The organism is Runella sp. R5_40 (assembly GCF_057652295.1).
This window is the reverse complement of record NZ_JBYFCH010000009.1, coordinates 136,032-152,336: the sequence shown is the minus strand read 5'-3', so window position 1 is coordinate 152,336 and position 16,305 is coordinate 136,032. Positions and strand designations below refer to the sequence as shown.

Annotated in this window: 14 protein-coding genes and 1 other RNA gene; 9 read left to right on the top strand and 6 right to left on the bottom strand. The window is 44.8% G+C overall.

Translation table 11 applies throughout. The features are described 5' to 3' along the window. Positions 1-20 precede the first annotated feature (20 nt). A complete protein-coding gene (locus tag AC23N5_RS17415; RefSeq protein WP_183979359.1) occupies positions 21-212 on the bottom strand; it encodes a hypothetical protein in 192 nt (63 codons plus the stop codon). Positions 213-216: 4 nt separating this feature from the next. Then, entirely contained in the window at positions 217-711 is a 495-nt protein-coding gene (locus AC23N5_RS17410) for a SixA phosphatase family protein (protein ID WP_487756566.1), read from the bottom strand. 59 nt (positions 712-770) lie between these two features. Here AC23N5_RS17410 and AC23N5_RS17405 point away from each other — a divergent pair, with 59 nt between their 5' ends. Then, positions 771-2,498 carry a hypothetical protein gene (locus AC23N5_RS17405; protein WP_487756565.1) on the top strand — a complete coding sequence of 576 codons (1,728 nt, stop codon included), beginning with the start codon at positions 771-773 and terminating at the stop codon, positions 2,496-2,498. A 39-nt stretch (positions 2,499-2,537) separates the two neighbouring features. Continuing rightward, positions 2,538-4,133: a peptide chain release factor 3 gene (locus tag AC23N5_RS17400; RefSeq protein WP_183979355.1), complete on the top strand. Its 1,596-nt coding sequence runs from the start codon at positions 2,538-2,540 to the stop codon at positions 4,131-4,133. A 192-nt stretch (positions 4,134-4,325) separates the two neighbouring features. Here AC23N5_RS17400 and pgmB read toward each other — a convergent pair whose 3' ends face one another. Then, positions 4,326-4,985, bottom strand: coding sequence for a beta-phosphoglucomutase (gene pgmB / locus AC23N5_RS17395; RefSeq protein WP_183979353.1), 660 nt, complete (start codon positions 4,983-4,985; stop codon positions 4,326-4,328). 149 nt (positions 4,986-5,134) lie between these two features. On the opposite strand from pgmB, the gene AC23N5_RS17390 reads away from it, so the two are divergent. Genes AC23N5_RS17390 through AC23N5_RS17380 form a run of 3 tightly spaced genes read left to right on the top strand, consistent with a single transcriptional unit; the run spans position 5,135 to position 9,202 of the window. Next, positions 5,135-6,997, top strand: a complete 1,863-nt coding sequence (locus AC23N5_RS17390; protein ID WP_487756564.1) for a 3-coathanger stack domain-containing protein — start codon at positions 5,135-5,137, stop codon at positions 6,995-6,997. Positions 6,998-7,043: 46 nt separating this feature from the next. Further along, positions 7,044-7,901 (top strand): SGNH/GDSL hydrolase family protein, encoded by an 858-nt coding sequence (locus AC23N5_RS17385; protein ID WP_487756563.1) that lies wholly within the window; start codon positions 7,044-7,046, stop codon positions 7,899-7,901. A 2-nt stretch (positions 7,902-7,903) separates the two neighbouring features. Continuing rightward, a complete protein-coding gene (locus AC23N5_RS17380) occupies positions 7,904-9,202 on the top strand; it encodes a flavin-containing monooxygenase (RefSeq protein WP_487756562.1) in 1,299 nt (432 codons plus the stop codon). On the opposite strand, the gene AC23N5_RS17375 is transcribed toward AC23N5_RS17380, so the two are convergent. From AC23N5_RS17375 to AC23N5_RS17365, 3 genes are read right to left on the bottom strand one after another with little or no spacing between them, the layout of a single operon-like run. Further along, positions 9,199-10,053, bottom strand: a complete 855-nt coding sequence (locus tag AC23N5_RS17375) for a TIGR01459 family HAD-type hydrolase (RefSeq protein WP_487756561.1) — start codon at positions 10,051-10,053, stop codon at positions 9,199-9,201. The two genes, AC23N5_RS17380 and AC23N5_RS17375, sit on opposite strands and share 4 nt — an antisense overlap. A 56-nt stretch (positions 10,054-10,109) precedes the next feature. Beyond that, positions 10,110-11,150, bottom strand: coding sequence for an aminoglycoside phosphotransferase/kinase family protein (locus tag AC23N5_RS17370; protein WP_122931495.1), 1,041 nt, complete (start codon positions 11,148-11,150; stop codon positions 10,110-10,112). A 15-nt stretch (positions 11,151-11,165) separates the two neighbouring features. Beyond that, positions 11,166-12,533: a UDP-N-acetylmuramate--L-alanine ligase gene (locus AC23N5_RS17365; protein ID WP_487756560.1), complete on the bottom strand. Its 1,368-nt coding sequence runs from the start codon at positions 12,531-12,533 to the stop codon at positions 11,166-11,168. A gap of 69 nt (positions 12,534-12,602) precedes the next feature. Between AC23N5_RS17365 and tsaB the strand changes: the two genes are divergently transcribed. From tsaB to AC23N5_RS17345, 4 genes are all read left to right on the top strand, one after another. Then, positions 12,603-13,295, top strand: a complete 693-nt coding sequence (gene tsaB, locus AC23N5_RS17360) for a tRNA (adenosine(37)-N6)-threonylcarbamoyltransferase complex dimerization subunit type 1 TsaB (RefSeq protein WP_487756559.1) — start codon at positions 12,603-12,605, stop codon at positions 13,293-13,295. Positions 13,296-13,346: 51 nt separating this feature from the next. Further along, entirely contained in the window at positions 13,347-14,474 is a 1,128-nt protein-coding gene (locus AC23N5_RS17355; RefSeq protein ID WP_487756558.1) for an outer membrane protein assembly factor BamB family protein, read from the top strand. 222 nt (positions 14,475-14,696) lie between these two features. Next, positions 14,697-15,071: a transfer-messenger RNA gene (ssrA, locus tag AC23N5_RS17350) on the top strand. Between the two features lie 87 nt (positions 15,072-15,158). Next, a complete protein-coding gene (locus AC23N5_RS17345; RefSeq protein WP_487756557.1) occupies positions 15,159-16,280 on the top strand; it encodes a tyrosine-type recombinase/integrase in 1,122 nt (373 codons plus the stop codon). Positions 16,281-16,305 lie beyond the last annotated feature (25 nt).

The window sequence follows — 16,305 nt, the reverse complement described above, 5'->3', positions numbered from 1 at the left end:
CGGCCCGCAGGCCGCCTTTATTATTTAACGTTGACAGTAGTAGTATCAATTCCAATAGAGTCGGCATCGCTGGTGACATCAAATGCCCTGACAAGCTGTTTTTTCTTGTTCCAAGGAGCGGTTGTACGGCTTGCCATATCAATGGCAATGCCTACAAAAATGGCAATAAAAACGATGCTAACAATGATAAATATTTTTCGATTTCGGTTCATTAATTTAAAAGTTGGGTGGAGTATCATAACTAATAAACTTTCCTGTTTCGGCAGAAACTTCGTTCCATTGAAGGTTTTCAAAGGCAATGGTAATCACGCCACCTTTTACCATAGAATCTATATCAGTGTTGGCTAAGTAATCTGAAAAGTAACTTGCGTCAGGGTTATGCCCAATAATCATCAAGTGTGTACAGTTTTCAGGAACACGATTAACGGTGTTGATGTAAGATCTTGGGCCTCCGTCGTACAAGTCGCGGGTGCTTTGAATTTTATCTTTGCTGTAGCCTAATTGTTCGCCCAAAAGTTGGGCAGTTTGAAACGCACGGGGAGCCGAACTGCTGATGAGCAAGTCGGGGACAAGCCCTTTAGTATGTAAAAAACGGCCCATGCGAGTAGCTTCAGCTTTACCATAAGCAGAAAGTTCACGTTCAAAATCCTTAAAGAAAGAAATAGAGTCCTCTGCGGTTGCGTGCCGAACAATATATAAGTAGCGTGTCATTGATGAAATGTTTTTGGCAAAAATAGGCTATCTTTGCTGGCTCGCCAAGTGTCGCCCGCATGAAATTTTTTAATTATCTCGCTGCATTCCTGCTATTTAGCATTGCATTTGTTTTTTATCGCTTCGTATTTCAGAATGCAGTCAATGTCCCTTATTTTGATGATTATGCCTATTTGGAATATATCATCAAGTTTACGGACGCCCCTACATTTCAGGCATTTCTTCAAGCATTGGAGTTCAAGCACAATGGCCATGGGGTGATTACAGCAAAGCTTGCTTTTTGGATTGATTACTTGTTGACGGGGCAAGTCAACTACCGAACGTTGATTTTGGCGGGTAGTGTATTGGTGGCTATTTTGTTTGGTTATTTCTGGAAAGTGCTGTCTGCCAATAAATTGCCTTTTTATCTTGTATTTCCAGTTGGGCTGTTTCTTTTTACGCCTGCGTATCACGAGAATATTTTTTGGGCAGCCGCACTTTGGCAATATACCGCTTCTTTTGTGGTGGGTATTATCACCTACTATTTACTTGCTGTCCCTAAGTGGGGTACTTTGGCAGGAGCAATTATAGGAGGTTATTTGCTAACCTATACCAATGGAAACGGACTATTTGGTATGTATGTTGGGCTGTTGATTCCTTTACTTCAGTATCGTTACCGTGCTGCGTTGGTGTGGTTGCTGGCTTGTATTCTCACGACGGTTGCTTTTTATTGGTATTATCCTTTTGGCTTTGGGTCATTAAATCAGGACAAAAGTTTCAAAAATTCACTCCTTACTTTACTTTCATTTTTTGGTGCTGGGGCGTCGTACCTGCGTGGGCGTTTGCCCGAAGTTGCCGTGCTGGGGGGAGCTATCACTTTGGCGTTGCTCACATTGGCATCTTGGGTAGGAGGGACGTTTGTGATTTCGGTCTTTCGGCAGAGGAGTAAAGAGTTGTCCACCTTTTCTCGCCCCACAATCCTGACCACCTTTACCCAGCAACCCGAAAATTTATCCCTGTTGGCATTGTTGGCGTGGTTGCTCATTACGGGCTTGGGGGTAGCAACTGCCCGTGCTGGCCAAGCTTTAGAAACCCCCGCGCGTTACATGATTTATTCGGTTATGGCAATGGTGGCCTTGTATTCGACGCTGCTCATTTTGGTTCCCCAAAAGGTGCGCAAGTTTGTGGCTATTGGAATGACGCTTTTTGGTGGGCTTTTTTTCTTGGGAACCTACCTGTTTGCCGCGCCTGAAGTGGTTAACTTCCGAAATTCGCTGGTGGCAGATGCGCTGTCGTTGCGGGCACATGGTCGGGTGAGCGGGAAACTAGAAACGATGACCAATAGCGTGACCAAAAAATATTTTGATGAGTCGATTCAACGAAAAATGTACGTTTTACCCCTTGATACTTCGTTGACAATTCCAACTACGAGAGCAGACACAACTAAATTGAGTGTAGTTCCTTTTACACATCAGGTGGATACGCTGCCTGCTTATGGTGGAATTTTGATTCAAAAAATAGCAAACTCGTCGATAGCTATCGACCAAAGTCAAGCGAAAAATGCACTGTTTGTTTTGCTTACAAATGACTCTACTTCCTATATTTCGGCGGCCCGTTTGACACCTAGTCGTGATCGGAAAGCGTTTCTAAAAACACGTAATTATTTCAAAGAAGGGTTTGAAGCGTGGGTTTTTCAAGATAATGTTCTTCCAGGAACCTATCAGTTAGGGTTGTTATACCATGAAAATGGCCAAAACCGAATTGTCTATACTTCCGAAAAAGTAGTGGTGAAAAATTACGGGAAATAAGCCGTAACTTTGCGGACTTTTTATTCGAATGCCTATAATATGTCAAAAATAGAACAAGAAATCGCCAAACGGCGTACGTTTGCGATTATTAGTCACCCAGATGCGGGAAAAACGACGCTCACTGAAAAGTTGCTACTTTTTGGGGGAGCAATTCAAACGGCAGGGGCTGTTAAATCCAATAAAATTAAGAAAACGGCTACTTCCGACTTTATGGAAATCGAGAAACAACGTGGTATCTCGGTGGCTACGTCGGTAATGACGTTTGAATATAATGACCTGCTTATCAATATCCTCGATACGCCAGGTCACAAAGACTTTGCCGAAGATACCTACCGCACGCTTACAGCGGTGGACTCAGTAATTTTGGTGATTGACTGCGTAAAAGGGGTGGAGGAACAAACCGAACGCCTCATGGAAGTGTGTCGGATGCGAGATACCCCAGTGATTATATTCATCAATAAAATGGACCGTGAAGGGCAAAATCCGTTTGATTTATTGGATGAATTGGAACAAAAACTCAATCTAAAAGTCCGTCCTCTGACGTGGCCTGTCAACGGTGGAGCGACTTTCAAAGGGGTGTATCACTTGCTGGAGAAACAAATGTATTTCTTCAAAGTCAACAAAACGAAGGTGGAAGATGACGTTGCCTTATTGGAATTAGATTCGTCGGAACTTGACCAAAAAGTAGGTGAGCGTGATGCCAATCAACTGCGGGAAGACGTGGAGCTTATCGAAGGCGTGTACGATACCTTTAACCGAGATACGTATTTGTCGGGCAAAGTAGCTCCCGTGTTTTTTGGCAGTGCGGTCAACAACTTTGGTGTACGTGAGCTATTGGAGGCATTTTGCCAAATTTCTCCCCTTCCTGCGGCCCGTCCAACGAATGTGCGTTCGGTTGATCCACTCGAAAAGAAATTTACGGGTTTTGTGTTTAAAATTCACGCTAACATTGACCCGCGTCACCGCGACCGTATTGCGTTTTTAAGGGTATGTTCAGGGATTTTTGAGCGAGGTAAATTTTACCACCATACGCGCCTAGACAAATCGGTGCGTTTTTCCAATCCGTACAGTTTTATGGCTTCAGCCAAAGAAGTTGTGGACGAAGGATTTCCTGGCGATGTGATTGGTTTGTACGATACAGGGACGTTTAAGATTGGAGATACGCTGACGGAAGGAGAAGACCTACAATACGCAGGGATTCCAAGTTTTTCACCCGAGATTTTCAAAGAGTTGATCAACCTTGATCCTATGAAGTCGAAACAACTGGAAAAAGGGATTCAGCAGTTGACCGACGAAGGGGTGGCGCAGTTGTTTACGGTACAGCCTGGAAATCGGAAAGTCGTAGGTACAGTGGGAGAGCTTCAGTTTGAAGTAATTCAGTACCGTCTCGAACACGAGTACGGCGCCAAATGCCGTTGGATACCGATGAACACCTCGCGGGCCTGTTGGATTACCAGCGAAGACCCTAAGAAAATACAAGAATATATCCGTTTGAAAGGAACCCAAATTGGGTACGACAAAGACGACAACCCAGTGTTTTTAGCTGATTCGGAATGGATGGTTCGGATGAATCGAGACAACAATCCCGACATTCAGTTTCATACCACATCGGAATTTAAAGTAACGGCAGGTTAATCAAGAGCGGGGGAAACCCCGCTTTTTTTATGTGATTCAATAGACGAAGCACAATGAAAAATAAAAAAGCTGTTCGAAATCCTCGAACAGCTTTCCGACTATATCCACACCATTATTAGTTGTGCAAATATAGATAGAAAACAATTTATTCCAAAAAAAATCCTGTCTTTTTTTTGGGTACTATTTTTAGATTTATTGTTCGGGGAACAAGATATTTTTTAACTCATTGGGAGTGAAGTTGTTCAGGTCAGAACGAACTATATCGGCTTTGGTCAGAACTTCAGCTTGTCCTATTCCGACTGTTTTCATCCCTGCACGTAGTCCTGCTTCAATCCCCGCAACGGCATCTTCAAACACTACGCACTCGCTAGGCGAAATTCCTAGCTCTTCGGCTCCTTTTAAAAAAACTTCGGGATCAGGCTTGCCTTTGGAGATTTTTGTACCATCAATAATGGCATCAAAAGCAGATAAAATACCAATATGTTCCAAAATAGGTTTGGCATTTTTACTCACCGATCCAAGGGCAATTTTTATACCATCGGCCCGTGTTTGTGCCAAAAATTCAATGATTCCAGGAAGAATATCGGCAGGGGTCATTTGGTTAACAAGTTCTACGTACCACTGATTTTTGAGGGTGGCGTAGGCTTCTTTGGTCACATCGTCGAGCGAGACACCGCCGTGAGCAAGAATGCGGTCGAGCGATTCGGTACGGCTGATTCCTTTGAGGCTTTCATTAAACTCTTCTGAAATATCAAACCCCAATTTTTCGTTGGCCAACCGCCGCCAAGCTTGGTAGTGAAAATGGGCGGTATCTACAATGACCCCGTCGAGGTCGAAAAGAAATGCTTGCATCGTGCAACATAGGTTTTGTGAGGTACAAAAATACGTGAGAAAAGAATTTGAGAAGTGAGTTATAGGTTTTTCGTTAAAAAAAAGCAATTTGCAACGGTATGTCGAGTACAAGACGAACAGCACCATAAACCCCACAAATACCTTTTAAAATGTTTTTCTACTTTTGTGAGAACCCTTGGAAAAAGGTCGTTTTCTGTCTTTGTCTGCTGTGCGGCAGTTCGCTGCATTTATGGGCACAATTATCTGTTTCTTTCCCGTTTGATGGTGCTATTTTTCAACGAAATGCGTCCAACTTGGCAACGATTCACGTAGGAGGGAGTTATACGGGGGCTGTCGATCGCATAGAGGCTCGACTCGTTGCCGTTAGTGGTGGTCAAAATATTGATTGGACAGCCATTCATATCAATCCTTCTGGTGGAATTTTTTCGGGAAGTTTGTTTAGTGTGTTGGGCGGCTGGTACACCCTCGAAGTGCGCTCGATTTTATTTAATAATGTGGTTCAAACGACCACATTGTCGAGGGTGGGGGTAGGAGAGGTATTTGTAGTTGCGGGGCAGTCCAATGCCCAAGGGGTCGATAATCATGGGGCAAAAGCTTCTTCAGATGGGCAAGGTCGTGTAAAATATGTCAATTGGACATTGCCGTGCCCCAGCGGAACTTGCCAGAATGTGGATCCACCTTTTCCCGTGATTTCGACGTTGAACAACGCAGGGGCAACAATTGCCCCCAACGGAATTTCATCTTGGGCTTGGGGAGAACTCGGGGATGCCATCATAGCGCGATATAACGTACCCGTTATGTTTTTTAATGCTGCTGCAAATGGTTCTTCGGTAGGGAATTGGAGCCGAAGTGCGGATGGGCTTCCTTCGGTCAATGTTCACGTGGGGATTTTGTACGCGGGAAACCCCAACTTCCCGTATAATTATTTGCGAAAAGCCTTAAATTATTATGGATCAATGTTTGGAGTGCGAGCAGTGCTGTGGCACCAAGGCGAGTCAGATACGCACAAGAACAACAATGCCGACCCCAACGACAATACTTCTGCCAATGAATACCGCGATAGCCTAAAGTATGTCATTAATCGCTCGCGGAATCATTCGGGTAAAATTATGCTCCCTTGGGTAGTGTCAAGGGCTTCTTATTTTAGTGTAGCGGATGCCAACATCATTTCAGGCCAAAATCTTACAATAAGCCCTGCGGATAAAATTTTTGCAGGCCCTGAAACTGATAATCTACAGACGCCTCGCCCTGATGGCGCCCACCTTGAAAATTTGACCAATGGTCAACAAGCCGTCTCTGAGCTGGCATCGCGGTGGAATAGTGCGTTGGATAATTCGTTTTTTACCAACGCAACTCCCTACAGTGCTACAGCGCTGCCCTCGCTGACCCTCAGTTGTTCGAATAACACGTATTCGATTACTGCTCCAAGTGGTTATCAGTATTTTTGGGTCAATGGCAACGGGGCTATTTCGACTTCTTTTTCATCCAGTCAGACGGTAAACGTTGGAGGTGGAAATTATCGGGTGTATTTGAAAGATGCTTCTGGGAATATTATTTTGAGCCAAATGGTCACCGTTCCAGCGTTACCTCCCCAGCCCCCGACCATTACTTCAACGGCATCTACGGTATCTTCGGGTCAAGAAGTGACTTTGTTTGCTCAGGGATGTGCAGGAACCGTGTCATGGTCAGCAGGTTTAATAGGCAATAGCATTGTGCAGCATCCATCGCAAACTACAACTTATTCCGCTACCTGTAGCATTGGAAGCTGCGCTTCGATTTCGAGTTCATACCAAGTCACAGTATGCGCACAGAATGTGACTGTAACGACTACTTTTAATGCAGGAACAGTAGGGGACGTGAAAGCTTCTAACGCCATTACGGGCGTGAACACGGTAAAAGCGGGCGCTACTATGACGTATGATGCCAAAAAGTCTATTACGCTACAACCAGGCTTTGTCGCCGAAAAAAATAGCAACTTTAAAGCGGTTGTTGGGCAAGGGTGTGCCAATTAGAAAGTTTGTGTAATTTTTTCATTACCAATGTATTATCTTGTTTTTTATGAGCGTATTCTTGATTGCTGTCGGTAGTTTATTACTGCTTGTCTTTCTTATCTATAAATACCTCGAACGTAAAATTCGGTATCATCGTCCTGACCATTTTCCTAAAAAAGGACAAGTTCCATTGGCAGAGGCTGCGGGTAAAAAAGTGGTGGTGTGCGTGGGCGATAGCATCACGCACGGGAATGTCAGCGTCAACTACGTGGATATGCTCGAACGCTGGCTGGGAGAGCCGTATTTTTTCTACAATGCGGGTGTTAATTCCGACCTTTCGTACACGGTTTTAGCGCGTTTAGATGAAATCATCGCGACAAAGCCTGATTACGTAACGTTACTAATTGGTACCAATGACGTCAATGCTACCGTGAGTAAAGGGGCTTTGAACAGTTATTATCAGTTCAAAAAAATAGCCAAAAATGTAACCCCCGATTTTGAGGGATACCAACGTAACTATACCGAAATTGTGCGGCGCTTAACGACCGAAACCAACGCCCAAATTGCGCTAATCTCCTTGCCAATCATGGGCGAAGACCTTCAAAACGAAGCTAATGCCAAAGCCGACCGTTACAGTGCATTTATCAAACAAGTTGCCGAACGCGAAAACTTGACGTATTTGTCCGTTCGCGAACGAATGAAGGAGTTTCTGCAACAGCACCCCAAAAAACTCAAATATACCTACGACGATACCCTAAAATTGGTCTATATGAGCGTGGTCAAACACGAAATTTTGGGGCAAGATTGGGATAAAATCTGCTTGTCGCATGGTATGGATTTGAGCCAAGATAACTTGCATTTTAATACCCGAGGCGCGGCAATGATTGCTTCTTTGGTCGAAAGTTGGTTAAAAAAATCGGAATGATTATGCAAAAACAAGTATGTATCATTGGGGCGGGTTCCTCAGGGATGGTGGCGGCGAAAGCCCTCAAAGACCTTGGAATTAGCTATGATTGTTTCGAAAAAGGCTCGAACATAGGGGGTAATTGGCGTTATAACAATGACAACCAAATGTCGTCGGCGTATCGGTCGTTGCACATCAATACCAACCGCGAAATCATGGCGTATAGCGATTATCCGCTCACGCGCGATTTGCCCATGTTTCCGCATCATTCGCAGATTATTAAGTACTTTGAAGAATATGTGGACCATTTCGGCCTGCGAAATTCAATTACTTTCAATACAGGAGTTACCGAAGTTGTGCCTACAACCAATGGTTTGTATAAAGTGACAACCGACCGTGGAGAGGTAAAAGAATATACCCACGTCATTGTCGCCAACGGCCACCATTGGAACCCTCGTTTTCCCGATCCACCTTTTGCTGGAACCTTTACGGGCGAAGTCTTGCACGTGCATCACTACCGCGTGCCTGAACAAATCATGTACAAAAATATCCTGATTGTGGGTATTGGGAATTCTGCCGTGGACATTGCTTGTGAGGCGGCCAAACTCCATTCGGGTCGGGTGACGATTTCAACGCGAAGCGGGGCGTACATTTTGCCCAACTGGATTTTGAGCAAACCTTTTGATAGCCTGGCAAATCCCTTGACGGCGAAGTTGCCGTTGTCGGTACAGCGGTTTTTGCTCAAAGTGTCCCTTTTGCTCGCCCGAGGTCGTCAAGAGGCGTATGGCGTGCCGCTTCCTAAGCGCCCACCCTTGCAAGAACACCCAACCGTGTCACAAGAATTGCTCAATTTGAGTGGCCGAGGTTTGATTGATTATAAGCCCAATATCAAGGAGTTTCGCGGAAAAGAAGTTGTTTTTGAAGACGGTACGACCGAAACCTATGACTTGATTGTGTATGCAACAGGTTACAAAGCGACGTTCCCGTTTTTGAAAGACCAAGCGTTTGAGGTGAGTGCGAACAACGAATTTCGGTTGTACAAAAAAGTGATACATCCCGATTGGCCAAATCTATATTTTGTAGGGTTGATTCAGCCATTGGGTGCCATTATGCCGTTGGCTGAAGTTCAAGCCAAATGGGTCGCTAAATTGATAAAAGGAACTTGTCGTTTGCCTGATGTTGCTTCCATGACAAAAGACATCAAACGCGACACCCAGCAGATGAGGCGTCGTTATAACGCTTCGCCTCGGCATACGTTTCAGGTCGATTTTTATTTGTACAAAGAAACCATTGAACGAGAACTAAGACGAAACGGAAGTTAGCCAATAACGGCCGATTCGCACACGTAAGTAGGAATGATACCCGTACTGCGAATGCGGATTTCGGCGTCTTCGGCGGGAATGTTTCCTGTCAGTACCAACACGGTATCAAGCCCAAATTTATTCCCTCCCGAAATGTCGGTGCGGAGCGTGTCGCCAATCATCACGATGTCCTTTTTACCGAGCGCAGGATTTTGTGCCATTACCCGCTCGTAGGCAAACATAAACATTTGAGCGTCGGGTTTTCCAAAACGAATAAACTGCTTGCCAACGATACTTTCCAGCATATCGGCTACGCCACCGATGGCAATCGCGACTTGGGTTTTGGACGTAGGATACGTAGCGTCGGTATTGGCCACAATCACGGGGATATTGCGTCGGCGGAGTAAATTAGTGGCTTTGTTGAGGTCGGTGTTCCAATCAAAACCTTCATCGTCGAGCATCACAAGGGCGTTAATATCGCCAATTGCGTCTAGGTTTAATTCGCTGATGGATAGGGCTTTGCGTTCCGAAGATTCGATATAGTGGGCAGAATCCTCTGTTCCCAAATACGCCACCGTTCCCTGATTTACTTTTAATTCCAAATACTCTCTTGCCAACATCCCCGACGAAATGATGTTGTCAGGCGTGATGTCCATCAGACCCATTCGCCAATACGATTCGGCGAGTTGTTGGGGGCTACGCGAAGCATCGTTGGTCAAAATGTAAAACTGCTTTTGGTTCTCTCTCAAATACGCAAACGTATCGGGAATTCCAGGGATAAGCCCGTGGGAGTTTTTGAGTACCCCAAACGCATCGAAGAAAAAAACTTGGTAGCGGGCGGCAACATCGGCAAAAGAGTCAATCGTAAGCATGGGTAGGTGGGAAAGCTGCAAGGTTTTTAAAACCTTACAGCTTTAGGATTTAAAGTTTAAAGTCCTAATCGTTTTAAAATAGGGTCAACCGAGAATGTATCAATTGACGGGAAATAGGTTTCGTACGCTTCCCGCTGCAATTTTGTGGCGTAGGTACGATGGAAAAAATACCGACCGTATTTGATGACGTAGTTGAGGATAAAAAAGCGATACGCTTCGGGCAAGAAACGAACTTCGCGTTCGGTCAGCGGATAAACCTTGTGGTATTCTTCCAAAAACCACCCAAAACGCTCTTCGGCCAAGGGTTCAATCAGGTAGGAGAAGACAGTTCGGTCACCAGCGTCGGAGCAAACCCTACTGAAAAAGTAAAAATCCATGACCCGATAACTAATGCGGAACCAATCGTAATCCCAGCGCGAAAAAAGTTCTAGTTTTTCCGTAACTGAGAAGTTACCAATGTTCCAATCCAAAAACACAGGCATTGTTTCGACGGCGTTGGCGACCATCTCTTTGCGATGTTTCAGAAAAAGATTGCACTGCCGCCGCAAGGTTTCGATGTGCATTCGATGCTCATAACGTCCTGTTTCGGTGTTGAGCATACTGAGCAAATCTTGGACGTCCGAACGCAGCGTTTTCGAAGACTTTGGCATGACAGTACTCACACTGGCACAGGCTTTGTGAAATTTAGCAATCTGAGACCCCAACGTACGGATATGATGTTCTTCCAAACGGCGAGGCATTTTTTCGGCGACTCGAATCGGGTTATAGAAAACCACCCATACATCAAGTCCTTCTTCTTGGTAGCGATACACAAACACTTGATTGTTTTTGACCAACGACTTTGCCAATACGTTTTCAAACGGATACAGCAAGTTATTGGCCAAGGTGTGAATCAGGCGGTGGTCTTCTTTAAAATGCTCAAACTTCCCAAAGTACGAAAGTTTGGCAATGACGTGGCCTCCACCTTCAAGGGTCACGCGGAAGACGTGATTGGTGGAAACGCGGGCGCTAATGTCTTCAATTAATTCAATGGGCCTGGTCGAATCGAAATCGTTCCAAGCAGATCTGATTATGGAAAGGTAATCTACAAAACGCATGGCGTTGCTTTATATTCAGGTAATAATCTGTGATGCTAATCCCTTCAATTCTAATCCTCCAAACGTACCCGAACTCATCATAAGTAAGTTTTTATTTTTCCATGACAACGAGGTCAGGAAAGCTTGTAAAGCGTCTTTATCGGTAAATACTTCGAGCGATGGGCGCTGGAAAGCGGCTTTTACCTCTTCAGGTTCGATGGGCTCAAGGCGCTTGTGGGCGAGTGTATGGGGGTTGTAATAAACGACTGCTACATCGGCAGCGTCGAGTTTGTGGGCATATTGTCCCAAAAAGTTTTTATTCAAACTACTAAACGTATGCAATTCTACGCAGGCAACCAGTTCGCGCGCTGGGAATTGCGATTTGGCGGCTTTGGTGGTGGCTTCTACCTTAGAAGGAGCGTGGGCAAAGTCTTTGAACGCGGCTGAATGAGCGTTTTTAGCCAAGGTTTCCATGCGATTGGCTGCTCCTTTAAACGTCTGGATGGCGCGGTAGAATTGCTCTTGTGTGAGTCCTACTTCTTCGCATACGGCCAAAGCCCCGCTGATATTTTTCATGTTGTGTTCCCCAAAAATCAACAAAGGAACATCTCCGTAGGCTTGCGTTGTCAAAAACGTTTGGCCATTGACAATCTTGTGCGGATGAACATTGTACGGAACCGATCGCACGTCCACGCGCTCATTTTTACCAATGACATCGAGCATATCGTCGGTTTCGTCAAAGACCAATACCCCAGATTTTGACAACGAATCGGCCAATTGTTCAAATTGTTGTACGTAGCCTTCCCACGTAGGGAATACGTTGTAATGATCCCACGCAATACCGCTAATGAGCGCAATGTGAGGATGATAATGCAAAAACTTAGGGGCAAGGTCGGTAGGGGAAGCGGGGTATTCATCTCCTTCAACGACGATTAGAGGCGCTGACTTGGTAAGTTTGACCATCGTTTCAAACCCCTCCAATTGCGCACCAACCAAGTAATCGAACTGACGATTGTTGACGCGCAACGCGTGGAGTATGATCGACGTGATGGTCGTTTTGCCGTGACTACCCGCAATCACCACGCGTTGTTTGTTCTGGCTTTGTTGGTAAATATATTCTGGATAAGAATAAATAGGTATTCCTAATTCTTGGGCACGTGCGAGTTCGGGATTATCTTTTCGGGCGTGCATTCCCAGAATGACAGCGTCAAGTCCTTGGTGAATTTTTTCGGGAAACCAGCCAATTTCGGCAGGAAGCAAACCTAATTTTTGGAGTCTTGAAGACGCTGGGTCATAGATTTCGTCGTCCGAACCCGTAATTTGATAACCCTGACGGTGGAGGGCAATGGCTAAATTGTGCATTACGCTACCACCGATGGCGATAAAGTGAACTTTTTGACTCATTTTGAAGGGCGAATAATTAAGTTTGCAAAAATAACTGTAAACTGTAAACTTCAAACGTTAATCTGTAAAGTGCCCCTATTACTTAGCATAGATACTTCGACCCGCGGCTGTTCGGTGGCGCTCCACCAAGACGGCCAATTGCTATCCAACTACGACCTTCTAGCCGAAAAGTCGTCTTCTGGAATGCTTACGACTTTGATTTACAATGCCGTTGAACACGCTGGATTTCAGCTTGTTGATGTCGATGCCTTTGCCGTAGCAAAAGGTCCAGGCTCTTATACGGGGCTGCGAATAGCGGTCTCGACGGCCAAAGGGTTGTGTTTTGCGTTAGATAAACCTTTGATAAGTGTCAATACCCTAGAGGCCATGACGCTACAGTTAAAGTCGTTTTTTTCTGCCAATTACTTGTTTTGCCCGATGCTTGATGCTCGCCGCATGGAAGTATATTGCGCGGTGCTGGACGCCGAACTTCATTTTGTAGAAGCGACCCAGGCCAAAATTATGGATGAACAATCTTTTACTGAATTACTTACGGAGCGTTCGGTGGTGTTCTTTGGCGATGGTGCCGAAAAATGCCAGCGGCTATTGGGGCAAAATCCGAATGCTCATTTTCCTACAGCCGCGATTTTTCCTTCGGCCAAAACGGTGGGAGAACTGGCTTGGAAGCGCTTTCAAAAGCAGCAATTTGAAGTAGTGGCTGCTTTTGAACCTTTTTATCTGAAAGATTTTATGGCCACTACGCCCAAACCCAAATCATACTAATTGACCTGCAAAGTCGTTAGACAACAAAACGTCTCGTCTATCTTTTTGTTCATGAAAAAATCAATAGCCAATCGTTCATTTTTTGCAGCAGCAACCTTTGCCGCTTTTCAAATTTTTACCCATTGTTCCAAAAAAGAAGACCCCATGCCGAAGGGGATTGATGCGGTGTTTGTTGGAAGCAGTGACAATAAATTATACGCACTTAACTCCAAAACGGGCGCCAAATTGTGGGAGTTTGCCACCAAAGGCACGGTGCACTCTTCGCCAACTTTGGCCATTGGAATGGCAATTGTCGGTAGTTCGGACCAAAATATTTACGCGGTTGACTTAAAAACAGGCGCAAAAGTATGGGAGTTTGCGCTGGATATGGGTATTTCATCCGCACCCACAGTTTCGGGAAATACGGTCTATGTAGGAATGGGGGGAACATCAAACTTTACCTCAAAACTATACGCCCTTGATGTCGTAACAGGAGCAAAGCAATGGGAGTTTGTCGCTGATGGAATTAGCATCTCGTCACCGACGGTCGTGAATGGTAAAGTATATGTAGGTGGTTTCAATAATTTGTATGCCCTCGATGCTAAAAAAGGAACAAAACTGTGGGAGTTTGGCACAGGAGCGGGCGTAGATTCATCGCCGTCGGTGGTAGATGGAGTGGTGTATGTCGGTAGCAATGATTACAACGTTTATGCACTTGATGCGGAAACAGGGGCCAAAAAGTGGAATTTTTCGACGGGAGGAGAAGTGAGTTCGTCGCCTACGGTATCGGGCGGGAGCCTCTATATTGGTAGTTTTGACCGAAAATTATACGCAGTAAATAGCCAAACAGGGGCAAAATTGTGGGAGTTTAGAACCGACGGGCCTGTTTTATCTTCACCTTCGGTGAGCAATGGCGTGGTATTTGTGGCGAGCAACGACCACAAAATGTACGCAGTAGATGCCAAAACAGGCGCTAAGAAGTGGGAGACATGGTCCACCAACCGCATCCAAGCCTCGCCCGTCGTGACGGATAGTTTGGCTTACGTAGGAGGAATCGACGGGCGCTTTTTTGCCGTTGACGTCCAGTCGGGTGCTAAAAAATGGGAATTTCAAACGGGAGGAGCGGTATATTCATCAGCGGCAGTATTGAGTAGTTCGTCCAAAACCTATTTTTCGGGTGTAAGCGGCCTTCAGCAATAAAAATGACAGTGAGGAGGGTTGTTCACAAACGTGAAGAGGGTTGCTCACAACCCGACTGATTGCGTAATTGTCTCAATCGTGCATTGGAGGAAATCCAAACGTGAGGAGGATTGCTCACAACCCGACCGATTGCGCACTAGTTCATTGGAGCAAATTCAAAAGAAAAACAGAAAGCTTGAACTTTTTTAACAAGCATTTCTGTTAGCCTAAAACCAACTCGAAGGGGTCGCCTTGGTTTTGACAGCGAGTTGAAGCAATACGTATAAGCACGTCGGGACGTGTGCGCGAGTCCTGTTAAAAACACGCATAAACAATAGCTGGCAATTATAGCTACGCTATGGCTGCTTAATCCGGAGTGATTAACCATTAGCCATCGTTCCTCCAACTTCCGTCTTGCTGGTTGGGTCAAGGGGCGTCGAACCGCGAGACTGGCCGCGCTAACGTTGCTAACACGCGGTAAGACACCAGCAAATAAGGCATTGGCTCAGGTCTGTTTTGAACCTTACCGAAGCTCGAAAATCAAATCAAAACTAAGCGTGTAGAAGGCGTACGGTTTCCTTGTTCTGGACGCGGGTTCGACTCCCGCCGACTCCACAAAAGCCGCTAAATCGAAAGATTTGGCGGCTTTTTGCATTTTGTCAGTTCAATTGTCAGTAAAACTTTATCACTATGCACCCTTATGTATTGGCCGAATTGTACCCCAAAGAAAAGGATTTAAAGGCACGATGGTTTGTTCAGTGGAAAATATTCGATATTCAAAAAGGAAAGTTAGTAACTGAACAAAAACGTGTTCCTAGCAAGTTTAAAACCGTCAAAGAACGAGAGCGTTGGGCAAAGGAATTTATTACGTCTGTCAATAATGATTTATTGTCGGGAATGGTTATTGACCAAACAAAAGGGCATGAGCCTGAAAAAAGCCCTGCACAAAACAACATCGTAGCTGTTTTGAATGATATGCTATCCATAAAAGTAAAGGAGTTACGCAAAAAGTCAGGGAGTGGGTACAAGTCAATTTTAGGCAAATTCTTTGAGTTTTTGGCCGTTTCAAAAATGCAATCAATTGACATAAAGGACTTCAAACAAAAGCACGTCTTTATGTTTCGTGACTATCTTTTACAAGTTGTTGGCAATTCAAACGTCACTATAAACAAAAATGTAACTACGATAAGTACATTTTTTGGGATGGCTGTTGGACGTGAAATTATCCCAAACAACCCTTTTGACGGCATTAAATCACTTCTGGAAACTGAATCTACTGCTAACATTGCTTTTACCAAAGAACATCAAATCATACTTGAAGAATGGCTAAAACAAAATGACCCCGTTTTGTTCCTTTTTACTCGTTTCATTTATTGTGCTTTTATCCGTCCTAGGGAAATTAGGCAATTGACACCGAAAGACATTGACCTAAAAAGAAAGACTATAACCATAAAAGGAGCAATTGCAAAAAATAAGAAGACCCAAACGGTGCCTATCAATAAATCGCTTTTGGATTTAATTGGTAACATTCCCCCATCTAACAACTTTCTATTTGGGAAACTGCTAACTTGGATAGGCAAAGGTCAATGCTCAGAAAATTACGCGTACAACCGACATACGGTAGCTTTAAGGCAATCAGGGCTAGAAACCTACGGATATACCCTTTACTCATGGAAACATACAGGGGCGTGCAGGGCGATTGAAGCGGGAGTAAACCCTAGAAAGTTACAAGGGCTTTTGAGACATAGTAGCCTTGAAGAAACGGACACTTATTTACGCTCTTTAGGGGTTTCGATGCAAAATGAAGAATTAAAGGAAGTATGGTAGAATTGTGAATGTACCAGGGATACAA